This is a genomic window from Terrabacter aerolatus, assembly GCF_007991735.1.
Taxonomy (GTDB): domain Bacteria; phylum Actinomycetota; class Actinomycetes; order Actinomycetales; family Dermatophilaceae; genus Terrabacter; species Terrabacter aerolatus.
This window is the reverse complement of record NZ_BJYX01000007.1, coordinates 70486-94658: the sequence shown is the minus strand read 5'-3', so window position 1 is coordinate 94658 and position 24173 is coordinate 70486. Positions and strand designations below refer to the sequence as shown.

General features: G+C 70.1%; 17 protein-coding genes and 2 pseudogenes. 11 read left to right on the top strand and 8 right to left on the bottom strand.

Translation table 11 applies throughout. The features are described from left to right. Window positions 1-79: 79 nt before the first annotated feature. The 3 genes from TAE01_RS08735 (at window position 80) to TAE01_RS08725 (ending at window position 3137) form a co-directional block, all read left to right on the top strand. Complete coding sequence (locus tag TAE01_RS08735; protein ID WP_147065477.1) at window positions 80-784, top strand: haloacid dehalogenase type II; 705 nt, start codon at window positions 80-82, stop codon at window positions 782-784. Between the two features lie 446 nt (window positions 785-1230). After that, window positions 1231-2280 carry an alpha-hydroxy acid oxidase gene (locus TAE01_RS08730; protein WP_147065476.1) on the top strand — a complete coding sequence of 350 codons (1050 nt, stop codon included), beginning with the start codon at window positions 1231-1233 and terminating at the stop codon, window positions 2278-2280. Between the two features lie 98 nt (window positions 2281-2378). After that, the gene (locus TAE01_RS08725; RefSeq protein ID WP_147065475.1) at window positions 2379-3137 is read left to right on the top strand and encodes a class I SAM-dependent methyltransferase; all 759 of its coding nucleotides are present in this window, start codon (window positions 2379-2381) and stop codon (window positions 3135-3137) included. On the opposite strand, the gene TAE01_RS08720 is transcribed toward TAE01_RS08725, so the two are convergent. Beyond that, window positions 3109-3411 carry a DUF1059 domain-containing protein gene (locus tag TAE01_RS08720; RefSeq protein WP_246111231.1) on the bottom strand — a complete coding sequence of 101 codons (303 nt, stop codon included), beginning with the start codon at window positions 3409-3411 and terminating at the stop codon, window positions 3109-3111. The two genes, TAE01_RS08725 and TAE01_RS08720, sit on opposite strands and share 29 nt — an antisense overlap. Window positions 3412-3456: 45 nt before the next feature. Continuing rightward, window positions 3457-5355 (bottom strand): potassium transporter Kup, encoded by a 1899-nt coding sequence (locus tag TAE01_RS08715; protein WP_222594099.1) that lies wholly within the window; start codon window positions 5353-5355, stop codon window positions 3457-3459. A 305-nt stretch (window positions 5356-5660) separates the two neighbouring features. On the opposite strand from TAE01_RS08715, the gene TAE01_RS08710 reads away from it, so the two are divergent. From TAE01_RS08710 to TAE01_RS08700, 3 genes are all read left to right on the top strand, one after another. Then, window positions 5661-6290 (top strand): ATP/GTP-binding protein, encoded by a 630-nt coding sequence (locus TAE01_RS08710; protein WP_222594098.1) that lies wholly within the window; start codon window positions 5661-5663, stop codon window positions 6288-6290. 166 nt (window positions 6291-6456) lie between these two features. Continuing rightward, a complete protein-coding gene (gene cofG, locus TAE01_RS08705) occupies window positions 6457-8640 on the top strand; it encodes a 7,8-didemethyl-8-hydroxy-5-deazariboflavin synthase CofG (RefSeq protein WP_186815114.1) in 2184 nt (727 codons plus the stop codon). 10 nt (window positions 8641-8650) lie between these two features. Then, window positions 8651-10159: a flavin-containing monooxygenase gene (locus tag TAE01_RS08700; RefSeq protein WP_246111230.1), complete on the top strand. Its 1509-nt coding sequence runs from the start codon at window positions 8651-8653 to the stop codon at window positions 10157-10159. A 423-nt stretch (window positions 10160-10582) separates the two neighbouring features. Here TAE01_RS08700 and TAE01_RS08695 read toward each other — a convergent pair whose 3' ends face one another. After that, on the bottom strand, window positions 10583-11359 hold the full coding sequence (locus TAE01_RS08695) for a hypothetical protein (RefSeq protein ID WP_147065471.1): 777 nt from the start codon (window positions 11357-11359) through the stop codon (window positions 10583-10585). 265 nt (window positions 11360-11624) lie between these two features. Here TAE01_RS08695 and TAE01_RS08690 point away from each other — a divergent pair, with 265 nt between their 5' ends. Both TAE01_RS08690 and TAE01_RS21220 read left to right on the top strand, forming a co-directional pair. Next, a complete protein-coding gene (locus TAE01_RS08690; RefSeq protein WP_147065470.1) occupies window positions 11625-12254 on the top strand; it encodes a hypothetical protein in 630 nt (209 codons plus the stop codon). A gap of 837 nt (window positions 12255-13091) precedes the next feature. After that, window positions 13092-14978 (top strand): annotated as a pseudogene (locus TAE01_RS21220) (IS481 family transposase). Window positions 14979-15636: 658 nt separating this feature from the next. Here TAE01_RS21220 and TAE01_RS08680 read toward each other — a convergent pair. The 5 genes from TAE01_RS08680 to TAE01_RS20680 all read right to left on the bottom strand — a co-directional run bounded on the left by TAE01_RS08680 (window position 15637) and on the right by TAE01_RS20680 (window position 20321). Beyond that, entirely contained in the window at window positions 15637-15963 is a 327-nt protein-coding gene (locus TAE01_RS08680) for a hypothetical protein (protein ID WP_147065469.1), read from the bottom strand. Window positions 15964-15971: 8 nt separating this feature from the next. After that, window positions 15972-16871 (bottom strand): hypothetical protein, encoded by a 900-nt coding sequence (locus tag TAE01_RS08675; RefSeq protein ID WP_147065468.1) that lies wholly within the window; start codon window positions 16869-16871, stop codon window positions 15972-15974. 1016 nt (window positions 16872-17887) lie between these two features. Further along, complete coding sequence (locus TAE01_RS08670; RefSeq protein WP_147065466.1) at window positions 17888-18199, bottom strand: hypothetical protein; 312 nt, start codon at window positions 18197-18199, stop codon at window positions 17888-17890. 464 nt (window positions 18200-18663) lie between these two features. Continuing rightward, complete coding sequence (locus TAE01_RS08665) at window positions 18664-19890, bottom strand: pilus assembly protein TadG-related protein (RefSeq protein WP_186815113.1); 1227 nt, start codon at window positions 19888-19890, stop codon at window positions 18664-18666. Then, window positions 19875-20321 carry a TadE/TadG family type IV pilus assembly protein gene (locus tag TAE01_RS20680; protein ID WP_222594097.1) on the bottom strand — a complete coding sequence of 149 codons (447 nt, stop codon included), beginning with the start codon at window positions 20319-20321 and terminating at the stop codon, window positions 19875-19877. The genes TAE01_RS08665 and TAE01_RS20680 overlap by 16 nt, the downstream gene beginning before the upstream one ends. Window positions 20322-21197: 876 nt before the next feature. Between TAE01_RS20680 and TAE01_RS08655 the strand changes: the two are divergent. The 3 genes and pseudogenes from TAE01_RS08655 (at window position 21198) to TAE01_RS08645 (ending at window position 24158) form a co-directional block, all read left to right on the top strand. Continuing rightward, window positions 21198-22756: pseudogene (locus TAE01_RS08655) on the top strand (replication initiator). 15 nt (window positions 22757-22771) lie between these two features. Further along, window positions 22772-22957: a helix-turn-helix transcriptional regulator gene (locus TAE01_RS08650; protein ID WP_307723832.1), complete on the top strand. Its 186-nt coding sequence runs from the start codon at window positions 22772-22774 to the stop codon at window positions 22955-22957. A 1-nt stretch (window position 22958) separates the two neighbouring features. Continuing rightward, window positions 22959-24158 (top strand): tyrosine-type recombinase/integrase, encoded by a 1200-nt coding sequence (locus TAE01_RS08645; RefSeq protein WP_147065460.1) that lies wholly within the window; start codon window positions 22959-22961, stop codon window positions 24156-24158. Window positions 24159-24173: the final 15 nt, after the last annotated feature.

Sequence of the window (24173 nt, the reverse complement as noted above, 5' to 3'; positions counted from 1 at the left end):
GTCCGGCCGGGCGGCGGGTGACCGGAGAGCAGGTCCACGACTGCGAGACGGCGCGAGGGCCCCGGGGGCACGATGGGGCATGACCTCATCGACGTCCCCCGCCCTCGAGCGGCGCCCCCGGCTCCTCGTCCTCGACGTCAACGAGACGCTCTCGGACATGACGCACCTCGGCGACCGGTTCGTCGAGGTCGGGGTGGCGCCGTACCTCGCCGCGCCGTGGTTCGCCGGACTGCTGCGCGACGGTTTCGCCCTCACGCTGACGGGCCACAACCCCGCCTTCGCCGACGTCGCGCGGTCGTCGCTGCACACGGTCCTGCACGACAAGGCCAACGTCGAGGCGGCGACCCGGCACATCATGGCCGGCTTCCTGGCGCTGCCGCTGCACGGCGACGTGCGCGACGGGGTCCGCGCGCTGACCGCACTCGGCCTGCGTCTCGCGACCCTGAGCAACGGGTCGGCCGAGATCGCCGAGAGCCTCTTCGAGCGCGGAGGCATCCGGGACGCCTTCGAGCGGGTGCTGTCGGTCGAGGACGCACCCGCGTGGAAGCCGGCCGCGTCGGCCTACGCCTACGCGCTCGAGGAGTGCGACGTCACCGCGGGGGACGCGATGCTCGTCGCCGTCCACCCGTGGGACGTCCACGGCGCCAAGGCTGCCGGCCTCCGCGCGGCCTGGATCGACCGCACCGGCGCGCCCTACCCCGAGGCGATGTATGCCGCCGACGTCGTCGCGCGGTCGCTCCCGGACCTCGCCGCCCGGCTCGAGGCCCTGCCTGCTGCGACGTGACCACGAAGTGCCGTCGCCTCGTTCGGCGGACTCGACGGGGTCCCTCCCGCGCCTACGCTCGCGGGGTCACGTGGCTCGATCACTGGGCAGTCGTCCCACCACCGGCGGCGCCAGGAGTCGGACGAGGTCGTCTGGCCTGTCGATGACGCCCTGAACGTCAATGAGCGCCGCGCGCGGAGCCGACCCGGCATCATGGCTCACGCTGGCGCGTGGCCATCTGCAAGCCCACGAGAGGAGAACGTCGTGAACACCGACATCGACACTCAACACCGGGTCCCACCCGATGAGTCGTCTCGCGTGTGGTTGCGTGGTTCGATGTGTGTGCCGGTCCCGCCGGACCAGTCGCTGCCCCACGACGGGCCCACCGCGATGAGATACGGCGACGACGACCCCGGGGCCATGCTCGAGTGGTCCTGCGGGGACATGGGCGCCGCGGGGGTGAGAGGGTGATCGATCACGTGGCCTCGATGCGGCAGGCGGCGGAGGTTCTCCCGGCCGATGTCTTCGCCTACTTCGCGGCAGGTGCCGGCGCCGAGAGGACGCTCGAGGGACAGGAGCAGGCATGGGACGACCTGCTGTTGCGTCCCAGGGTTCTACGGGATGTCTCTGCCACCTCGTCGGCGACGCAGGTGCTCGGTCACCCCGTGGCCGCACCGGTGCTCGTCGCTCCGACGGCCGCTCACCGGCTCGCACACCCCGACGCCGAGGTCGCGGTGGCGCGGGCGACGAAGGCAGCGGGCAGTCTGCTCGTCCTCTCGATGCGCGCGAGCAGCCGGGTCGAGGAGGTGGCGACCGCTGCCGGCCCCTTCTGGCAGCAGCTCTACGTGCTCCAGGACCGGGGCGTCACCGACGAGATCGCTCGACGTGCCGCGGCCGCAGGTGCGCGGGCCCTGGTCGTGACGGTCGACACGCCCCGCGTGGCCCGCAAGCGCGTCGGCTTCCCGGCGTCCTTCCCGGGGACCGGCATCATCGAGGCCCTCGACCACCGCGACATCGCCGACCCGCGTCTGATGCAGGCCGAGGACGTCAGCCCCCACGACCTCGAGCGGCTGGCCGGGACAAGCGGACTTCCGCTCGTGGCAAAGGGCGTTCTGACCGCCGAGGCGGCTCGGGCTTGCGTGGCTGCTGGCGCTTCGGCAGTCATCGTGTCCACGCACGGCGGACGTCAGCTCGACGGGGTGGTGCCGGCCCCGTTCGCCCTGCCCGAGGTCGCCGAAGCCGTCGGTGGCGACGTCGAGGTCTACGTGGATGGCGGGGTGCGCACGGGCTCCCACGTCCTCAAGGCCCTCGCCCTCGGCGCCCGGGCTGTACTCGTCGGGCGACCGGTCATCTGGGCCCTCGCGAGCGAAGGGTCCGAAGGCGTGCGACGGCTGCTGACCGAGATGACCTCGGACGTCGAAGAGGCGCTGGCACTCGCCGGGTGCACGTCGTGCGCGGACGTGGGGCCCGACCTGGTGCGCTGGCAGAACGCGCGATACTCGCGCCCGGGTGTGTGACGGTCCTGCCTCACGGCTCGCTCCGGCCCTGTCGCGCAACGGTCGACCGCCTTCGCTCGCGGGTGCCCGCGAGGGCACGTCGTGTCAGGATGCTGCGCATGTCAGGGCGCGCGCTGAGCTTCGGGACGGTGGCGACGGCATACGAGAGGTTCCGTCCCGGCTATCCGTCGTCGCTCGTCGACGTGGTCATGGCCTACGCACGGCGACCGGTCCCGACCGCGCTCGAGATCGGCGCGGGGACGGGCAAGGCCACCAAGCTGTTCGCCGCGCGGGGTGTCCGGGTCACGGCGACCGAGCCCGACGCCGCGATGCTCGCCGAGCTGCGACGGCACGTCCCGTCGACGGTGAAGACCCGCCAGTCCACGCTCGAGGCCCTGGACTGCGACGAGCGCTTCGGGCTGGTCTACGCCGCGGCGGCGCTGCACTGGACGCAACCCGAGGGCCGCTGGTCTAGGGTCGCCGCGCTGCTGGAACCGGGCGGCGTCTTTGCCTCGTTCGGTGGCCCCGTCCGGCTGGCCGACCCGTCCGTCGAGGAAGCGCTGCGGACCGCCCGCGAGCCGTTCCTCGACAGCGACGAGGTCCCCTCACCCGACGGGACCCCGTCGGGTGAGCGCCTGCAGTGGCCGGGCACCGAGCTCGATGGGTCGGAGTGGTTCACCGACGTCGAGCAGTCCGTGGTCGGGCGGCGGATGAGCCTGGGCGTCCACGACTTCGTCGGCTACCTCTCGACGGTGTCGGCCTACCTCGAGCTGCCGGCCCGGGACCGGGAGCAGGTGTTCGACCGGGTCACGCGGGCGCTGCCCGAGACCGTCGAGATCTGCGCGGACGTCACGATCCACCTGGCACGTCGTCGCTGAGGTCGGCGAACGCCTGCTTGGCCCCGCGGTACCAGTCCATCGACCGCTTCGGGTGGCGCCGGCGTCCCTTCATCTCGTCGCGAGCGGCCTGGTGGGCGGCGTCCCCGGCCTGCTCCGCCTCCTTGAGGTGACGGTCCTGGGCCTTGATGACGTCGTCGGCGTTGTCGCCACGGTGCTCGAGGTCGCAGGGGCCTCCGAGGTCGCGGCAGGTCATGGTCTTCATGGTCGGGTTCAGCTCCTTGGCGATGGGGTGTGCTGACCTGATGACGATCATGGCGAGCGGAATGTGACGGGAGCCGTGCCCCGGGGCCGCCGCAGCTCAGAACGTGACCGTGGCACCCATCGACACGGTGCGGTCCTCCGGCAGGTTGAAGTAGCCGGTCGGTGAGGCCGCGTTGTGGGCCAGCGCGAGGAAGAGGCGCTTGCGCCACCGGGGCATCGTCGGCTCGTCGCCGCGGTCGAGCGAGATGCGGGACAGGAAGTAGTAGGCGTCGTCGATGTCGACGTCCACCAGCTCCTGCGCGCGGGCGATGCCCAGCGCGCGCGGGACGTCCTGCTCCTCCTGGAAACCGAACCGCAGCGTCAGGTGGGTGATGGCGTCGTACGGGTCGCCGAGGTGGTCGAGGACGACCCGCTCGGCGTCGGGCACGAAGGGGACGTTCTCCGAGGAGATGCTGACGATGAGGACGAGCTCGTGCAGGACGTGGTTGAAGGTCGCGTTCTCGCGCAGCGCCAACGGCGTCGAGTCCTTGCCCGGGTGCAGGAACACCGCGGTGCCCGGCACCTTGGCGACGGGGTTGCCGTGGAGCCACTCGATGAACGGCTCGAGCGGGCCCTCCATCTCGGTGCGGCGGTCCGTGACCAGCCCGCGGCCACGCTGCCACGTGAGCATGACCGTCGCGACGAGCACCGCGATGACAAGGGGCAGCCAGCCGCCGTGGAAGATCTTCGTGAGGTTCGCGCCGAAGTAGGTCAGCTCGAGCAGCCCGAGGGGGATGCCGAGCAGGAGCAGGCGACGGCGGTCCCAGCCCCAGGCGGCCTGGGCGTAGATGTGGAAGAGCGTCGTCGTGATGAGGAAGGTCCCGGTCACGGCCAGCCCGTAGGCCGTCGCCAGCCGCTCCGAGGAGCCGAAGAGCAGCAGCAGGGCGATGACCCCGACGAAGAGCGTCCAGTTGACCGCCGGGACGTAGATCTGACCGCGCTCGCGCTGGGAGGTGTGACGGACCGTGAGCCGAGGCAGGTAGCCGAGGCGCTCGGCCTGCCGGGACACCGAGTACGCCCCGGAGATGACGGCTTGCGAGGCGATGACGGTCGCCACCGTCGAGAGGATGACGAGCGGGAAGCCCAGGGCGTCCGGGGCCAGGTGGAAGAACGGGCTCGCCGCCGTCCGCGGGTCCCCGAGGATCAGGGCGCCCTGACCCAGGTAGTTCAGGGTGAGTGCAGGGAAGACGACGAAGAACCATGCGCGCCGGATCGGCGTCGGACCGAAGTGGCCCATGTCGGCATACAGCGCCTCTGCCCCCGTGATCGACAGCACGACGGCCCCCATGGCGATGAACGCGATCCCGGGGTGCTCCACGACGAAGAGCACGGCGTAGTGCGGCGACAGGCCGGCGAGGATCGAGGGGTCCTTGACGACCTGCGCCCCGCCCAGCAGCGCGAGGACGACGAACCACAGCGCCATGACCGGTCCGAAGAACCGTCCGACGAGCTCGGTCCCGAACCGCTGCCCGGCGAAGAGGAGCGTGATGATCACTGCGCCGATGGGCACGACGAGGTGCTCGACGCCCGGTGTCGACACCGAGAGGCCCTCGATGGCGGACATGACCGAGATCGCCGGGGTGATGACGCTGTCGCCGTAGAAGAGGGAGGCCCCGAGCACGCCGAGCAGCATGACGAGGCCGTACCGCCTGCCGCCCGGCCGCACCGCGGTGCGTGCGAGGGCGGCCAGTGCCATCACGCCGCCCTCGCCGTCGTTGTCGGCCCGGAGGATGAACACGACGTACTTCACGGAGACGACCAGGGTCACCGACCAGAAGACGAGTGAGATGACGCCGAAGACGTCTCCCGCCGAGGTGGCCACCATGTTGTGGTCGACGGAGAAGACGGTCTGCAGGGCGTACAGCGGCGACGTGCCGATGTCCCCGAAGACGACGCCCAAGGCACCGAGTGCGAGCCCTGCGACGCCGCGACGTGAGCGTTTCGGTACGTGTTCCACGAGCAGCAATCCTCGCAGCACTCCGGCGTGGACACGTCATCGGGAGAGGGGGCGGGGCGTCAAGATCGCGTCAAGACGCGCGGAAGGACACGCGGAAGGACGCGCGGCACGGCGAGCGTCGGGCGCGAGCCGCGGGCTGATCGACGGGCCGCCCGGACGGCCCGGACGGCGCATCGGCCCCGGGCGGAACCCGCGCGGGCCGACCCCGACAGGGAGGACAATGGAGCCACTACCGGGCTGCCCGAGGAGGTGGCGGGACCGTGACCGCGTGCGGCTGCTCCGAGACCCATGACCGGGAACGGATCGTGCTGACGGGCGGACCCGGCGCAGGCAAGACCGCCGTGCTCGAGATGGTGCGCCACACCCTGTGCCGGCACGTGCTGATCCTGCCCGAGGCCGCGACCGTCGTCTTCGGCGGCGGGTTCCCCCGCCGGGAGGACCGCGAGTCGCGCCGCGCCGCGCAGCGGGCGATCTTCCACGTGCAGCGCGAGCTGGAGGTCACGGGTGACGTCCCCCGCCCGGCGGTCGTGCTCTGCGACCGCGGCACCGTCGACGGGCTCGCCTACTGGCCGGGCCCCGCCACGGACTTCTGGGCCTCGACGGGGACCACGGCCGGGGAGGAGTTCGACCGCTACGACCTCGTGGTCCACCTGCGGACACCGACCGTCGGTTACGACCACGCCAACCCGTTGCGGGTCGAGACCGCAGCGGCGGCCGCCGCGATCGACGCCCGCCTCGAGAAGGCGTGGCGCGGACACCCGCGCCGGGTCCTCGTCGAACCGACTGGGGACTTCGTGGACAAGGCACGCTCGGTCGTCGCGATCCTGCTCGCGGAGCTCCCCGCCTGCTGCTCCCGCAACCTCGAGTCCTCGCTGAGGCGCCCGAACCACCACGCCCCGGTCACGCCGCCGCCGGATCCGCCGCCGGGGCCATAGGCACGTGGCCGGCGTGAGCGGAGCCGGTGGACGCGGACCCGGCAGCGCGCGGGATCCCGCGTCGCGAACCCGCCCGAGCCCCGCCCGCCGGATGGTGTGGAATGGATGCCTACCGCCGCCCTGAACCGTCACGGCTCCGGGTCGTTCGCGTGAAGGGAGAAGTCGGGTGCCTCGAGGGGTCGCTGAGCTGGTCGACCTGCTGTCGGCTCGTGGGGAGGCGCTCGAGGCTCTCGTCGCCGACGCCGGCCGGCTCCGTGACGAGGGACTGCGTCGGGCGGGGCGCGAACGGGTGGTCACCTACTCGCCCAAGGTGTTCATCCCCGTCACGACGCTGTGTCGGGACCGGTGCCACTACTGCACGTTCGTCGACACCCCGGCCAAGCTGGCCACGAAGGGCCTGTCCGCCTACCTCTCCGAGGAGCAGGTCCTGGCGGTCGCGCACCAGGGGGCCGCCCTGGGGTGCAGGGAGGCCCTGCTGACGCTGGGCGATCGCCCCGAGGACCGATGGGGCGTGGCTCGCGAGTGGCTCTCCGAGCACGGCTTCGCCTCGACGGTGGACTACGTCGGCCACCTGGCCCGTCGGATCACCGCCGAGACGGGGCTCCTGTCCCACCTGAACCCGGGGGTGCTGAGCCTGGCCGAGCTCCAGGCCCTGCGCCCGACGGCGCCCTCCATGGGGATGATGCTGGAGACGACGTCGCGCGAGATCTTCGAGCGACCGGGAGGGGCGCACTTCGGCTCTCCGGACAAGGACCCCGAGGTGCGCCTGGCCGTGCTCGAGGACGCCGGACGCGCCCGGGTCCCCTTCACCACCGGCCTGCTCGTCGGCATCGGTGAGTCCCTCGAGGACCGCGCCGAGTCGCTGATCGCCCTGCGCGACGTGCACGAGCGACACGGTCACGTGCAGGAGGTCATCATCCAGAACTTCCGCGCCAAGCCGGCGACCGCGATGCAGGACGTCGACGACGCCGGCGCCGACGAGTACCTCGCGACCGTGGCCACCGCGCGTCTCGTCCTCGGAGCCGACATGCGGATCCAGGCCCCGCCCAATCTCAGCGACCCCGCCGAGCTGGCCTCCCTCCTCGCGGCAGGAGTCGACGACTGGGGCGGGGTGAGCCCCTTGACGGCGGACCACGTGAACCCCGAACGGCCATGGCCCCGCCTCGACGACCTCGAGCGGCTCACCCGCGAGTCGGGCTTCACCTTGCGCCAACGGCTCACCGTCCACCAGCCGTACATCGACGACCGCGACCGCTGGATCGACTCCGGGCTGCACGACGTCGTGCTCGCCGCGAGCGCCACCACGGCGTCGCACCGACCACGCCCGGTGGCTGCCGTGCGCAGTCCACGGGCCGTCGCCGGGGACCCGGTGGGCCGGGCCGCTGCCGACCCGACCGGCCTGACCGACGCCGACTACGCCGCGCTCCTCGGGGCCCGCGGCGACGAGCTCGACCGGCTCGCGGCCCTGGCCGACGACCTGAGGCGCTCGGTCGTCGGTGCGACCGTGAGCCTCGTCGTCAACCGCAACCTCGGGTCCGACGTCTGCGCCGACCCGGACCTCGTCGAGCGCGTCGCCACGGACGCCTGGGACCTCGGGGCCACCGAGATCTGCATCCAGGGCACGGCACCGGGCCACGCCCCCGACGACGTCTACGAGCAGCTTGCCGCGGCCGCCAAGCGCGGCGCCCCCGACATCCACCTGCACGCGTTCCGGCCGGCAGACGTCGTCGACGGAGCGCGCCGGACCGGCCGCAGTCTCGACGAGCACCTCCGGGCCCTCGCCGCAGCCGGGGTCGACACCGTGCCCGGCACCGGGGTCAAGCTCCTCGACGAGGCGTACCGCGCGCGGGCGTTCCCCGGCGACCTCCCGGTCGACCGGTGGCTCGAGGCCATCCGGGCCGCCCACGGCCTAGGACTCCGGTCGACGTCGGTGATGTTCTACGGCCACGGCGAGACCCCCGCCCAACGAGTGGCGCACCTGCGGCGCCTGCGTGCGCTCCAGGCCGAGACCGGTGGCTTCACCGAGTTCGTGCCGATGCCCCTGCCCGGTGCGACCGTGGACCAGGACGACGCGCGCGCCGTCCACGCCGTCGCCCGGCTCATGCTGCACGGCAGCATCAACCACCACCAGGCCCCCTGGACCCGCCTCGGTCTCGAGGGCGCCGTCGCCGCCCTCCGCTCCGGCGCCGATGACCTCGGAGGCACCCTCCTGGACGGTCGCGTGCTCCCCGAGGCGGGAGTCGAGTTCGGGCGTGAGCTCCCGGTCGAGACTGCGCGTCAGCTGGCGCGCACGCTCGGTCGCACCCTCCGGCTGCGCACGACGACGTATGCCGGCACCTCGGCCCGGTGAGGACGCGCGGGTGAGGGTGCGCGTCGCGATCGTCGGAGCCGGCTTCGCCGGTCTGGGAGCAGCGCTGCGCCTGCAGGCCGAGGGCGAGGACTCCTTCGTCGTCCTCGAGCGGGCCCCGGCCGTCGGCGGCACGTGGCGGGACAACACCTACCCCGGGGTCCGCTGCGACGTCCCTGCCCACCTCTACTGCTTCTCCTTCTTGCCGAACCCGTCGTTCTCCAGCCGCTTCGCGCGGGGTGGTGAGATCCGTGACTACCTCGAGCGCGCTGCCGAGCCCGTCCGCGAGCACCTGCGTCTCGGCACGAACGTCGAGTCGGCCGTCTGGTCCGGCACGGGCTGGCACCTCACGACCTCCGCGGGACCTGTGAGTGCAGACGTGCTCGTGCTGGCCGCTGGACGGCTCACCGCGCCCCGACTCCCGGAGGTGCCGGGCCGGTTCGCAGGCCCGGTCTTCCACTCGTCCGCGTGGGACCACTCGGTGGACCTGGACGGTGCCCGCGTCGCCGTTGTCGGCACCGGCGCGTCGGGCATCCAGCTGCTGCCGGACGTGGCTGCCCGTGCGCGGTCGGTCGTGGTCCTGCAGCGCAGCGCGCCCTACGTCCTGCCGCGCGGTGACGTCGCGTACGGCGCGGTCGAGCAGGCCCGCTTCGCCGAGCAGCCCGACGTGCTCGCTGCCCTGCGGGCCGACCTGTTCGCCGAGGCGGAGCGGCTCTACGACGCCAGGGTCGGCGACCTCGGGGCCCGACAGGAGGCGAGGGCACGCGCCCTGCGGCACCTGACCGACCAGGTCGGCGATCCCGCCCTGAGGGCCCGGCTCACCCCGCGCCACGAGTTCGGCTGCAAGCGGGTGCTCTTCTCCGACGACTACTACCCTGCCGCCGCGCTGCCCCACGTCACGGTGCAAGGACCGCTGTCCAGTTTCGAACCGGACGCCGTCCTGACCGACCGCGACCGCCACGAGGTCGACGTGGTCATCCTGGCCACCGGCTTCCACACCACCCGCCAGCCGTATGCCGGTCTCGTCCGGGGCAGGACCGGCAGCACGCTCGACGAGCACTGGGTTGCCGGGATGCAGGCCTATGCCTCGACCGCCGTCCACGACTTCCCGAACATGTACATCCTCGACGGTCCCAACGCGAGCCTCAGCCACAACTCCGCCGTGCTGATGATCGAGGCGCAGATCGACTACGTCCTCGGCGCCCTGCGCCAGACCCCACCCGGCGTCGCCCTCGAGGTGTCGGCCGCCGCCGAGGACCGCTACGCGCAGGAGATGGCCGTGCGGAGCGTCGGCAAGCCCTGGACCTCCGGCTGCTCGAACTGGTACACCGACCCGCGCAACGGCCGCCAGAGCCTGCTGTGGCCCGGACGGGCCACGGAGTTCCGCGAGCGGTTCGCCACGTTCGACCTCGCCCCCTACGAGCGGCGGACGGTGGCCGCAGCCGCTCGGGATCGACGCGGCGGCGCGCGACACGACGGGCCCGTCGGAGCGGAGAGCCGGGGAGCGGCCTCGCACCCCTGACCGCCCGTCGGTCCGGACCCGGTGCACGTGGCGTTCTCCAGTGCCTCATCGCCAGTGTCGTGGATGATGGCGTATCCGACGTTCCGGACCGAAGGGCTACAGCGGTGCCCCAACCTTTGACTCCAGCGCACGACAACCGGAAGAGGCGCGCACGTCTCGCGGCGGTGATGGCGGCGCTGGTAGCCGTGTTCGCGAGCTCCATTGCAGTGCTCTCACGCCAGGCCTGGCCAACCTTCTGGGCTGTAGCCGTGGCCTTCATCACCGTTGAGATCGGGCTTCTCGTCAAGATCTCGCGTCTGGCCGACACGTAGAGCCGGTCCGCGCAGAAGCGACGTGCCGGATGTCACGAGGTTCGCGTGGCGCTCGTCTCCGGGACGTGAGACCGGGCCCCGCCCGCCGCCGAGCGTGGTGCACCCGTCGAGGTCAGCGCGCGGTGGTGGTCGATGCCGGCCGTCCGCCGGCGCCGGCGTAGGCGAGGGCGACGGTGGCAGCCACCCATGCTGCGGCGCCCCAGACCCAGAACCCGTGCCCCGCCCACACGCACAGCACGAGGGCGATGACCTGCACGATCGTGAAGACGAACCGGAAGTCGCCGTACCGGCGGCGAAGACCGATCGCCAGCCCGAAGAACATGGCTGCGACTGCGCCGGCGACGCCCGCGACAAGCAGTGCCAGGTCCGACCCCAGCATCGCCATGCCGTTGGTGCTACCGGTGTTCGCGCGCGGGCCGAGCAGCACCGCGGCGCCCAAGGTCCCCATCAACAGCGCGGCCGCCCCCTGGAGGGTGACGACCACGACGACGGCGCGCGCGGCACCCGGGCGGATACCGCGGCCGACCGGTTCCGTCGTGGCGGGTACGCCGGTCCAGTGCAGCTGGACGATCGCGCGGACCATCGCGACGAGCGCAAAGATCAAGGGCAGCGTGAACAGCCTCCCCTCGATGCGGGGTGCTGCCGCGAGGATCGCGCAGTCGACCACCACGGTCGCCGGCACCGCCCAGCTGGCCCACGGCCTGGACCACGGCAGGACCGCGGGCACCAGCAGATACCCGAAGGGCACGACCACGATGCCCAGCAGTCCGAGCACACCCCAGGCGGGGCCCACGAGTGCGGCCACGGTCACGAGGGGACCGGTGATCAGCAGTGCACCCTGCCCAGCGGTGGGACGCCACGTCGCGGCGGTCATGACGAGCGCGAGCACGCAGGTCGTTAGGACGTAGGGGGCGGCGTAGGTCATACGGACGGTCTCCTGGTGTCGAGTCCTGCGGTGCGTCCGACGGTGCCGGCGCGCTCGAGGGTGGTGGCAGGTTGCCGGTCGGCCCCGCCCGGACCGCCCAGTGTGCCGGTACCGACGCTCCTCGCGTTGAGTGTGCGGACTTCCCCACGCAGCAGGAGCGTGAACACGGCATTGCCGAGCGGCCGGACGAGAGCATGGACGACACTGACGTTCACACCTAGGGGGTCTGATGGGCGCACGAGCAGCAGCGCTGCTGGCGGTGGTTCTGGCAGCGGGGGCACTGGCGGCCTGCGGGACAACGGCTGCCGGGGTGGCCACCGGCGGCAGCGACACCCTGGGCACAGGAGGCAGCACCGGCCCCCCGCGCGCTTCGAGCACACCGACCACGTCGATCGCACCGCGGGTCGGCGGATCGACGTCGAACCGGCTGGGCCCGGTCTTGGCGGGGATCGACCCGGCGAAGCTACCCGCCACCGCCACGGCCGTCGCGACGGTGCTCGGGAGGCTACCCCCGACGCTGGACGGGCGCCGCGTGACCAAGCGCACCGCGACCGCGGTGGACTACGCAGACGGGACCGGGCTCGAAACGCAACCTCTCATGGAGGCGGCCGGCCAGGGCATCACCATGGCGCAGTTCTGGCCCCACCTGGTAGCCGGCCACCCCGGCGACTTCACCGTGACGAGCCACAGCACGCCGGGCGAGCCCCTGCTCTGGCTCACCGCCGAGGGCGAACCGCCGTACCAGGCGGTCGTGGCGGCGGTGGCATCCACCACCGGATCGTGGGTGTTCGAGGTCGAGGCGCCGTCCGAGAAGGCCGCGAACGACCTCCTCGCCGCCCTGCGAGCCGCCTTGGCCTGACGAGCGACACCGATGCAGTGCGCCCCGACCCGCCTCAGTGCTCCGTGACCTCGCCACGGCCGAGAAGGGTGGGGCGGAGCGGTGGACTCGATCGGGGGCGGGACTCGCCCCACGCATCCCGAAGGTCAGAGAGTTGGCGAGGGGACTCGAACCCCTAACCGCCTTTTGGGTCCGGCTCTGGTGGCCCTCGTTGTCTTCGCGAAAGTCCTTGGCGCTGAGCGTGTTCGAGGCCTCGATCTCTTCCATCGCCTGCCGGGTCTGCTGGTCACTTCGACTCGAAAGAGGTGGGCAAAGAGGTGGGTGGCGCGAATGGCTCCGTCAACCACGCGGGTCTGCGCAGTGACGCGCACTTGGCGAGTCACCAAGGTGCCGCGCAGAAGGCGCTTCAGCAATTCGACCCCGCGGGCTGTCTCGGTCACCTGGCGCTCGAGGTGGGCAGTGGTCCCCCGTGGGTCTGCGCCCGAGCGGCGACGGTCGGGGCTTCCCTCGTCCAGGCACCTGAGTCCTGGCCGCGGATCGTCGAGCCGGCCATCGAGAGGGATGCCGCCCGGCCGGGCTCCGCCATGTCTTCGTAGGAAGCGTGCGGTGGGGTGCGCGAGGACGGCGCGCCAGCGCCGCCCGCAGCGCGGGGTCCCTGCCGCGGGTCCCCGCGCCTTTCTGCGCCGAAGGCGCAGCTTGAGCCAGTACAGAAACTCCTCACCGGATCGCACCTCAGTTGTTTGTCCTGTCTCGGGTGATGCTTGACAGTCGTGTATCAGCTGATGCTTGACGCCGGCCGTTGTCGGCCACGCTGTTCGTCGGTGCTCCGTGGGCAACGACGAGGCAGGGAGGCCGGGATTGGCACTGGTAGTGATGTCGGTGGTCGAGCTGCGGCTGGACGCGGTGCGGGCGGTGCTGGGTGGCGCGAGGGTCACCGAGGTGGCTGCGCAGGCCGGGGTATCGCGTCAGAGCGTGCACACGTGGGTGGCGCGGTACCTGCTCGAGGGAGTATCGGGGCTGGCGGACCGGTCGCACCGGCCACCGGGGTGCAAGCACCAGACGCCCGGGTCGGTCGAGGTACGGGTGGCAGAGATGCGCCGCGAGCATCCGCGGTGGGGTGCCAAGCGGATCCGGATGGAGCTGCTGCGGGCACCGGGCCCGTGGTCGAGTGAGGGGTCGAGCGAGGGTGTGGTGGTGCCGTCGACGGCGACGATCAACCGGATCCTGCGGCGCAAGGACCTGGTGACGCCGCGGCCGCGGAAGCGTCCTCGGGACTCGTACGTGCGGTTCGAGCGGCCGGGTCCGATGCAGCTGTGGGGGATCGACATCGTCGGCGGGATCGCGCTGGTCGACGAGGTCACCGGGGTGGTGCGGGAGGCGAAGATCGTCACCGGCGTCGACGACCACTCGCGGTACTGCGTGATGGCCGCCGTGGTCGACCGGGCCACCGGGCGGGCGGTGTGCCTGGCGTTCGCGCAGGCGCTGGGCTGATATGGCGTCCCCGAGGAGGTCATCACGGACAACGGCAAGCAGTTCACCGACCGGTTCGGCACCCACGGGCCACGCAACGGGGAGGTGTTGTTCGACAAGATCTGTCGCCGCAACGGGATCCGGCACCGGCTCACGGCCCCGGCCTCCCCGAACCAGAACGGGAAGGTGGAGCGGTTCCATGGCACGTTCCGCCCGGACTTCCTCGACGAGGCCGGCCCGTTCACCTCGGTCGAGCAGGCCCAGGCCGCCGTCGACGCGTGGGTGCACGGCTACAACACCGACCGGCCGCACCAAGCCCTGAACGACACGCTGCCCGTGACCCCGGCGGAACGGTTCGCCGCGGTGCCGACCGAGGCACGCGAGGTGCTGCCGTTGTGGCTGCCACCGGCCCTGGACGCGGTCACCGAACCGGCGCGACCGCATGAGGACCACTGCGCCACAGACGAGTCCGCAGTGGAACCCCCGGTAGCACCCCCGGTAGCACCCCCGGTGGCACCCACCCTGGGCAGGCAGCCCGGTGATGCGGTCGAGCTGGAGCGGGTCGTGGGGCCGTCGGGGAACCTGGCGATCCGCGGGCAGCAGTTCTGGCTCGGCCCGGCCCGGGTCGGTCAATGCGTGAGGTTCTGGATCGACTGCGACATGGTCCACCTGAGCATCGGCGGCACCCGGGTGAAGACGGTCCGCTCCCACCTGTCCATCAACGACCTGGCCATCCTCGTGGCCCACGGCGCGGTCCCTGCCGGTCCACCACCGCTGCCGTCCACGCTCGAACCCGATGGGGTGGTCGAGCTCGAGCGTGCCGTGTCCCGCTTCGGCAGCATCAACCTGGGCGGGCGGAAGGTCCTGATCGCCGAGATCCTCGGCGGCCGGCAGGTCGGGATCCGGATCGAGGGCCAGACCCTGATGGCGTTCGACCTGGACACCCGCGAGCTGCTGCGCACCAGGGCGAACCCGCTCCCGCTCGAGCAGTTGCGAGGCCTGCGTGGGGTCCGCCCGGCCGGGCCGCCGCTCCGGCCCTCGACCGAGCCGGTCACCGTGCAACGGCGAGCCTCCACCGAGGGAGTGATCGTGGTCGCCGGGCAGAAGCTCGCCATCGGCCGGGCCTACGCGCACCAGACCGTGACCGTCCACGTCGCCGAGAGCACCGTGACCGTCGAGGCCGACGGTGAGACCCGTGTCTTCCGTCGGACCAGCACCAAGCCCGTGCGTAGCATCAAGGGCCAGCGGCCACGGACCGCTACCTCGGTTTCCTAGCCGGAGTGTCAAGCATCAGGTGACACAGATCCGTCAAGCATCAGGTGAGTCAAGACACGCACCTCAGTTGTCGGATCTCATCGATTCCAACACTTCGTCCGATTCCGTCTGAGGCGATAGACGCTGGCTCCACCCGATGGCCGACCCGCTGCCATCCGGGATAGCTCCACTGGCGCGGCGCAGACGCTCTAAGACCCCGAACGACCCGTCTTCGGCACCATCGACGGCGACTTCCGGGATCCCCGCAACGTCAGCCGCGTCCTCGAGCAGGCGCGCGATGCGGTCCGCTGGGACTCTTGACCGCGCACGCCGGCCGCAAGACCACCGCCGCCGGTCTGGAGAGGCGCGACCGCCGCATGAACGCCGACCGGCTCGGGCACACGCGGGTGTCGATGTCGCGGGACGTCCACCTCGGTCGTAGGTCTCGCTGCCGCAAGCTCTCGTCGCCATTGAACCAGCCGATGCCCCGACGATTCTGCCCGAAGGTGAAAGGATGGGCGAACGGTGGATGACCGGGTGCGGGGCCTATCGACACATGTTTGTTTGGTCAGAAGAGCGGGGGCTCGAACCCGTAACCCCCTGACGCCGCTTACACCGTTCCCCTACCGGCTCCTTCATTGCGGGGATGTCTCACCACGTCCGCGCCGCCCTCAGGTCGCTACGGACACGTCCGCTTGATGAGCGTGGTCAGGCGACGGTGAAAAGCGGCGTCCCGGGCCAACCGGTCGGTGAGACCCGTCACCTGAGTTGCCGTGAGGCCGGGGTAGCTCGGCGTCGCCGCGTACGCATCGGCCATGGCCTTGGGGTTCTGGTAGGACGAGCCCTGGACGCTGCAGAAGTGGGCGGCGGTGATGGCCAAGAATGTCTGTGACGCGTCGGGGGCGACCGTCTCCCGCTCCGCCGGACCCTGGCGGGTGGCCCCGCAGCCGCTTACGAGGATCACGGCGGCTGCGGAGGCGGTGACGACGAGGTGCTTGATCGCCATGGGCTCGCTCAGTTGACGCTCAGGGTCAGCGTGCTGTCGAGCGAGCCGCCAGCCCAAGAGGCGATCGTCGGGATGGAGTAGGTGCCCCGGGCGAGCTTGGTCGCATCGAACCGGATAGCGGCGAAGTCAGTCCCACCGGCCGGCAGCGACGTGTCGTTGGACAGGCCCGACGTGACGCCGTCACTCGGGTAGACCACGCTCAGGCCCACGGGGAGGGTCTTCGCCTGAAGACGGAAGTTGTCGACACCCGCCCGATTCGCCGTGAACGACAGGGGCACCCAGGCCACGCTCCCGGCGGCGATCACGGCAGAAGTGGTCCTCGCGGTGACGGCCGGACCGCTCGGCGTGGACACCGGCAGGGTCACCTTGTACGTGCTCGTCCGGACCGTGCTCGTACAGGTGGGCGGCGTCGCGATGTTCGCCTTGCCGTTCTCACCGTGGTCGTCACCGGACGTCGCGGCCATCGTGTAGCGAGCCGTGACCGTGACGGTGACCGCCTTCGTGGTCGTCGTCGGGACGGACAATGAGAGCGCGGTGAAGTCGATCGCCGACGGCTCGAGCCCTGTGCCCTTGTAGAACGAGCTAGAGCTCTTGGTGTTGGTGGGATAGTCGATGGTCGCGCCTGTCGAGGTTGCCGTGACTGCGACGTTGCAGACCTTCGTACCCGTGGTCCACAGCAGGCTCCCCCAGGCGTTCTGGCCGGGAACAAGTGACGGCAGCGAGGAGGTAAGGAGTTGGAGTCCGTTGGCGCCCTCGTCGTCCCCTTGGCCATTGGCGTCCTGGGCGTAGCTCATGGCCGCTGACGGCAGCGGGCGCTCCGCGGCCTTCGCCGGACCCGCAGCAGCCAGGGTCGTGCTCAACGCTCCCACCACGCCCAAAGCCAAGAGAACCCTCGAGCCAATCGTCATCGTCGTTCCTTGCATCGTGCCGAAACCCTTTGGTCAAACCCGGGTAACCGGGTGCGTTACCGGCCGAGAGGGCCGCTCGAAACAAAGCCTGCCTCTCAAATCACAACAAAAACCACCATATGGAGCAAGAAGTCCGCAAGAATGACGTCACTACGTTGCGCCCTCCGACGTGGGACACCAACCGCATTGTCATCGTGGGACACCGGCAGGCCCGGACCGTCCGAAGCGCTGAGAGCAAGAACTGTCTCCCCGGCCCCTCCGAAGAACGATCTAGGTGTCGGCTTCTTTTGGAGCAATCCTCCGCGGCCGGCATCAGGTCGGCAAAGTTGATGGCCAAGGCCGTTCAGGGCCAGCGTCCCCACGGTGACCCATCGAGCTTTTAGAAGGCCTTCGGGTCCGCCCCCACGCGGCACCCGACGGCCTCGGGATGGCCAGGTCGGCCGTGCCCCAACCCTCGCTGTCGCGGATCTCAGCAACGTCCGCGCCGACCACTCCGGTCGCCAACCCCTCGCGCAGAGCAACAGCATCGCCACGTCCACATCGCTCAGGGACCGTTGCCGCTTCTTGACGCCCGAACAGGAGCTGCCGTAAAGGTCCTGCGGGCTCTCGGTGGCGACCGGGCCAGCGTTGCCGGTCAGCGCCGTCTTGACTCGCGTACCGTTGCGCGGGTTCGCCCGTTCCGGCCTACGACGGGGGTGCTTGCCATAGCCGGCATGCTCGATCATCTCCGTTCGAGGACAGGCTTGGTGTCCTGCTTGGGATGGCCTTGAACAGCCCGTCCCGACCGGCCAGATCATCTGCCTGGCGCGAACTGCGTCGGCCAGCTCGCGCACCGCCGCGGGCTCCACCTAGCTCAGGTGTGAACGCTTCCGTGCCCTCCCTGCGCAGTGGCTCACCTCCACCGATGTCTCGATCACCGTGCGACCACTCCCGGTGACCACGTCAGCGCTTCGGGCCAGTTGCGCCCGAACTCGGACAGTCTCCAAGAGGAGCCATGCGCTTGTCGGGCTGGAGCCTCAGACGCCCGCCAGCTCGCCGTTGCGGTGCGCCGGCGGGGTCCCGCGGGTGCCGCCAACGTACCTGCGGATCTCGTCCCCGCACTGCGAGCAGCGCCAGCCGGTCTCGCGCTTGAGGTAATGGTGCCCAGCCGTGCGGCAGATGCGTTTCGGGCCGGCCTCGCCCCAACCGGTGCTGCTCTCGCGAGCAACCGGTCGATTCGCCCGGACGAAAGCCCTCGCGACAATGGAGGCGAAGGCCATTGCCAGCAGCACGAGTGGCCACGCCGCAACGAGGTCGGCGATGCTTGCGTGCGAAGTCTGCGAGAACATGTAACGACTCTCTCCCACGCACCGCAAGACTCCGCGGCGCAACCTGCAAGCGAGACGCAAGAAAAGCGCAATTCAGGAGGCAGGGTTTCGGATTCCCTGATATGTCTTTTCGCTGGCAGGTGCCGGTGGGTCGCCGACACGCTCAGGGCCAATGATCGTCTTCGAACCCCGCGCACGGACCCTGCCGGGTAAAGCCGATGGACGTTTAGCCTTGATATCGGCAGCGACGGGTGCGACCCGCCCCCTGATCGACGGCTGAAGCGACAATCTCCGTGAGCGCGCGGGGGGGGTGACCAGCGTGCAGGACTCGGCAGAGCTTTACCGGTTGGCGCGGGAGCGAGCATGTGTCGATCAAGGCGACCGGTCGTCGGCTCCGGGCTCTCCCTGGAAACCCAGAGCCTCCATCAGAACCAGAACGGGACAGATCTTTGGGACACAGCGCCATGATGGAATCGCATTTGGATCTACTTGGTCATCGTCGTAGTGGAGGCGTTCGACTGCTGTGTGCCGCCAATGTCGTTGGCATGGTCGACGATGACGGCGCCAGGGTTGCCATTGCCCGTGGCCCCGTTGACGACGACCGGTCCGCCGTTGATGAGGAACGTGGAGCCGCCGTTGAAGTCGATCGTGGCGGACTTGGCGTAGATGCCACCCGCGACGGCGGTACCGCCGTTGCCCTGCGCCGTGATGGGGTTGGTGTTGTTACGGTCGTAGATGATCGCCAACCCAGAGGGCCAGCCTGGGGGAGCCCCGCTCGGAGACCCAGTGGGAGCGGTGAGGTTGTCGATCGTGCCGTTCTTGACGTCAAGCATCCCCGAGGGGCTTTGGAAGTACAGCGTCACGCCGCCGCTGCTGGTCAGGGTGGAGTTGTTCTTCATGCTCCAGGAGCCGGTGATGGCATAGGCGCCCGGTTGTAGCGTGCAGACGCCCTTCGGTATCGGGAAGGCGCCGTAGATGCCGGGTCCGTCCGTGCACGGGTTGGACTTAGGGCTCAGCCCGGTCGTGAGGAGGGGCATCTGGAGGGACCCGAGCGGGTCCGGGATCTGCGGCTCCGTCTTCCATGCAGGGGAGAACTGACCGCCGCTGGCCGTGCCGGCTAAGCCGATGCTGTTTGCAGTCCACATCCCGTTAGGACCGGCGGAGAGGCTCCCGTTGAGGTGGATGCTGCCGCCGTTGACCTGGTAGTCCGCATTGCCGGTGCTCATCTGCCCAGTGCCGAGGAAGCACAAGGAACACGCTCCGACTGTGGTGGTGACTATCTGAAGGCTCGCCTCTGCTTCTCGGTCCACGTTGAGGTGGTCGGTGCCGGTGACCATCTGGCCAAGTCCGAGCGGCGAGGTGGTGGTGACGTGGTAGTCGAGCGTGAGCACGCCGGTCGCGCAGGAAGGGACCAGATTGACGTCGGGTGAGCCGGGCAGATTGGCCAGGCGGAGCTGGTCTGCAGCGGAGTTCGCGCTGTCCATGAGGCCGGCGTCAGACATGAGGCTGGCGCACGTGCCGGACTGCCCGACGAAGACCTTGCCTGCGGCCATGACGGCAGCGTCGGCGGCGCCCTGCGCCTGCTGCTTGTTGAGGTAGGCCATGCCGAAGTCGGTCACCATCGCAGCGCAGATGCACATCGCCACGATGAAGAAGGTGACGATCAAAGTGACGGCACCGCGCTCGTCGCGTCGGTTCAGGAGAACTCGCAACGGAACACCCCCTGACCAATCAGACGCTTGGTGTTCCCCATGCCTGGCACCGGCAATAGGACGTTGGCGTCGTACGTCAACGTGACGTAGATGTTGTCGGTGGGCTGTGAGCCGGTGCAGGGCTTGGCGGTTGACGTGCCACATGCGTTGGTGGCGGCGGAGGAGGTGGCACCCCGCGTGACGGTGACTGCGCCCGCGGTCAGGGTGACGAGCGGCTGGGCGGAGTCGAGGGCCTGGCTGACGACGTCGGAGCAGGTGCGGTTGCTGTTGTTGACCACGGCATAGCGTGAGGCCTGGCGCGCGGCGTTGCTCAGGGCGAGATTCTGCGCGAACAGGAGCCCGAACACGATGATCCCGAACAGCAGCAGGAACAGCACGGGCGCGAGCAACGCGAACTCCACCGCAGCCGCTCCACGGTCACGTTGCAGCACCGGGGTAGCCGAATGCAGCGAATGCTCGCGGATCCAGCACCACACATCCCGGGGGCGATCGCGACCTGGGAACCGGCTGGAGCGCGAAGCCCTGCTCTCATGCGACAGGACACGCCTGCAGCTCTCCGTGCAGCCAGCACCCCTCTTGTCGGTGACCACCCTGACTGCCTCCTCGGCAGCAGGCATCGACCCGGTGATCATCATTTCCCCCAATCACGCCCGGAGAGCCACCTCACCAGGCAAGAGCACGATATCTCGGAGCCACCAGGTCGTCATCGAAATGCGAAGTTTGCCGCGACTGTCGGAATGGGACACGTGTGCCATCCGGACGAGGCGAAACGACATGCCTCAATCGGAAACCAGACACCACTCGGCCGGTGGGGCGCCAAGCCGCGACTCCAGCCGTCCTGTCTGGCGGCCACGGAGGGTCACCATCCCATGCTGACCCTTACACCCACCTCCTACCTTGCGGCGGGCGGACTCGACCTTCGGCGTCCGGTGAGACTTCGCCCACGGAGACTCGGCGTGTTTCTTCGTCTTCCGGCACCCCGGCCGTGGACTCTGGAAGTGCGGATACACCCACACAAAAGACCTGAACTGACAAATTCGCGGGCTTGATGCCCTGGGGGTCGGCTCCCCACCCCGGCCAGAGGCCATCCACACGAATAGCCGCCACACACGACACGAAAATTCTCGTCCGCCATCTTCTTCGTCATCACCTGACGTGACCTGGCGTGTGCGCGGCTCCCCGCAGCGCCGGCATCTTCTTCTCGATCGTTTCTGGGCCGCCCTTTCGGACCGGGTGTGCCGTGCAGCGGGAGCCGCAGTACCTGCACGCCACACCCAACCGGACCGCTAGGAAAGGGGGTGACCGACATGACCCGGGAAACACGAGACCGCGTCTGGGACGCCGTCCCTTTGCGCTCAAACGAGCAGACTGGCGGCGATCGGGTCGGGGACGGACACCCGCTCGACCTGGACCACCTCGACCCGGCCACCGAGGCGCAGGTGCTGGCCCGGTTGCTGTCGCGGGACTTCGACGCCTGGTCCGAGGCCGCCTCCCGGGTCGGACACTGCGCCAGACCGATTCGCCTGCACGGCTCGTCGCAGACCGTCGACACCCGCACCGGTGAGGTCGTGTCCTCGTTCTCGTCGACCGACACTCCGCTCGGGGTCCTGCACGTCCGCTGCGGGAACCGTCGCGCCGCCGACTGCCCCGCCTGTTCCCGCGTCTACGCCGCCGACACCTTCCACCTCATCCGGGCCGGGGTCGTCGGCGGCAAAGGCGTCCCCGACACGGTGTCGGAGAACCCGCTCGTCTTCGCGACCGTCACCGCGCCGTCGTTCGGCCCAGTCCACGGCACCCGCAACGGGCGCCGCTGCCGCCCCTACCGGGCCAAGGACCAAGCAGACCGGTGCCCACACGGCCGGTCGACCGTCTGCCACGCCAGCCATGCCGAGGGCGAGCCGATACTCGGGCAGCCGCTGGCGGCGACTGCTACGACTACCCCTCGCACCTCGTGTGGCAGTGGTGGGCACCCGAGCTGTGGCGACGGTTCACCATCGCCCTGCGCCGCACCCTCGCCCGGATACTCGGGATCAGCGCGCACCGGCTCGCGAAGATCGCGACCGTCCAGTTCGCCAAGGTCGCCGAGTACCAGCTCCGCGGCCTCATCCACTTCCACGCCCTCGTCCGCGTCGACGGCAAGACAACCAACGACGACTCGCACGCGCCAGCCCCGCCCGGCATCACCGCCGCCCTCCTATCGACCGCGATCGAGACCGCAGCCGCGTCGGTGTGGTTCGACGCCCCGCCGCTGCTCGGCGGTGACCTCGTCCGACGGCTCCGGTTCGGCAGCCAGGTCGACGCCCGACCCGTCCGCGACGCCCACCGGACCGACGATCCGGAGAAGCAGCTCGAGGCCGAGCAGGTCGCCGGCTACCTCGCGAAGTACGCGACCAAGTCCGCCACCGACTCGACCGACGCGACCAGCCCGCACCTGCACCGGCTGCGTTCGACTATCGCCCAGACCGTCGACCGGCAGCGCTTCGAAGCGGCCGCCACCGACGCACCGATGGCTGAGCATCCCTACGCGCTGCTCGGCAAGTGGGCGCACATGCTCGGCTTCCGCGGCCACTTCTCCTCCAAGTCCCGCCGCTACAGCGTCACCCTCGGACGGCTGCGCCGCGCCCGCGCCCGGTTCCAGCGCCGCCTCGCCACCGCCAGCCGCGAGGGGCGCGCCCTCGACGTCCGCGACCTCGACGACCTCCTCGCCGACGACGACACCGAAACCATCCTCGTGGTCGGCCAGTGGACCTACGCCGGATCCGGATGGGACACCGACGGCGACGCCGAACTCGCCAAGGCCGCTGCAGCCCGCGCCCGTGAGTACGCACAGGAAAGGCAGCCCAGCGCACGGAAGAAATCCAACTGAGAGAGGCAGATTGAAGTGAAGACGATATTTGTTCCGCTACTCAAGGTGGCGGAAGTTGCTGAGTACCTAGGGGTCCCGGTCCAGACGCTTTACGACTGGCGACTCCGCCATCGCGGCCCAAAGGCAGTCAAGGTCGGACGGCACCTGCGCTACCGGCCCGAGGATGTCGAGGCCTGGCTGGACGACCAGACGGCTGCCTGAGATGCCTCGCGAACGGCTGAGGCCGGGCGAGTGGGGTGAGATCACCACCTCACGGGTCTCCGCCGATCCGGTCCGCCATAGGGCCCGGGCCCGGTTCCGCGGGGAGGACGGGAGGAAGCGCGTCATCGAGCGCCACGGTCGCACTCGCCGTGCCGCGGTCGAGGCCCTGACCGACGCCCTCGAGGCGCTCGCCCGCCTCGGCGGAGGCAGCGGCCTCGCCCGTTCGGACCCCTTCGAGCTGGCGGCCAAGCAATGGTTTGACGAGATGGCGCAGCTCGTCGAGGCCGGTCAGCGCTCCCCCGGCACCCTGGAGACGTATCGCCGGGTGCTCGATGGGCACGTTCTGCCCGCATTGGGTGCACTGCGGCTGAGCCAGGTCACCACACCCACGGTCAACCGGGTCATCGTCGACATCCACACCCGAGTCGGTCCCTCGACCGCGCGGACGTGCCGTTCGATCGTCTCGGGGATCATGGGCCGTGCTGTGCGCCACGGTGCAGTGGCGACCAACCCGGCGCGAGAGGTCGAACGCCTTCGTGTCAGGCCGCAGCGTCAACCTCGCGCGCTGACGGTCGAGGAGCGCACGCAGTGGTTCGTTGGGGTGGCTGGCAACCAGAAGGCCATGGAACGCGACCTACTCGACTTGTCGGCGTTCCTCCTCGCAACGGGCCTCCGCATCGGGGAAGCGTTGGCGGTCACATGGGCCGAGGTCGACCTCGATACGGCCACGATCAGGGTCTCGTCCACCCTCATCCGCGTCACCGGTCGAGGCCTGCTCCGCAAGGAGACGAAGTCGGAGGCGGGTCAAAGGCGCCTGCGACTTCCGGTCTGGTGCGTCACGATGCTCCATCGACGGGCTCAGACGCTCTACGACCCCGAGCGCCCCGTCTTCGGCACCATCGACGGCGGCTTCCGAGATCCCCGCAACGTCAGCCGTTTCCTCAAGGAGGCGCGTGAGACTGTCGGCCTGGACTGGGTCACCGCGCACGCCTGGCGCAAGACCACCGCCACTGTCCTCGATGAGATGGGCGCCACCGGCCGGATGATCGCCGACCAGCTCGGGCACACGCGAGTGTCGATGTCGCTCGACGTCTATCTCGGTCGCGGTCTCGCTGACCCGCGAGTGCTCGCTGCGCTCGAGTCCGCCGGCCCCCTCAGGGCCCTCCCGGCACGCGAAAAAGGTGGGCAAAGAAGTGGGTGACCGGGTGGTGAGCCG

Coding starts and splice junctions, on each gene's coding strand:
- TAE01_RS08735 (WP_147065477.1), top strand. CDS start 80: ATGACCTCATCGACGTCCCCCGCCCTCGAGCGGCGCCCCCGGCTCCTC.
- TAE01_RS08725 (WP_147065475.1), top strand. CDS start 2,379: ATGTCAGGGCGCGCGCTGAGCTTCGGGACGGTGGCGACGGCATACGAG.
- TAE01_RS08720 (WP_246111231.1), bottom strand. CDS start 3,411: ATGATCGTCATCAGGTCAGCACACCCCATCGCCAAGGAGCTGAACCCG.
- TAE01_RS08690 (WP_147065470.1), top strand. CDS start 11,625: ATGGGCGCACGAGCAGCAGCGCTGCTGGCGGTGGTTCTGGCAGCGGGG.
- TAE01_RS08680 (WP_147065469.1), bottom strand. CDS start 15,963: ATGGCGATCAAGCACCTCGTCGTCACCGCCTCCGCAGCCGCCGTGATC.
- TAE01_RS08675 (WP_147065468.1), bottom strand. CDS start 16,871: ATGACGATTGGCTCGAGGGTTCTCTTGGCTTTGGGCGTGGTGGGAGCG.
- TAE01_RS08670 (WP_147065466.1), bottom strand. CDS start 18,199: ATGTTCTCGCAGACTTCGCACGCAAGCATCGCCGACCTCGTTGCGGCG.
- TAE01_RS08645 (WP_147065460.1), top strand. CDS start 22,959: ATGCCTCGCGAACGGCTGAGGCCGGGCGAGTGGGGTGAGATCACCACC.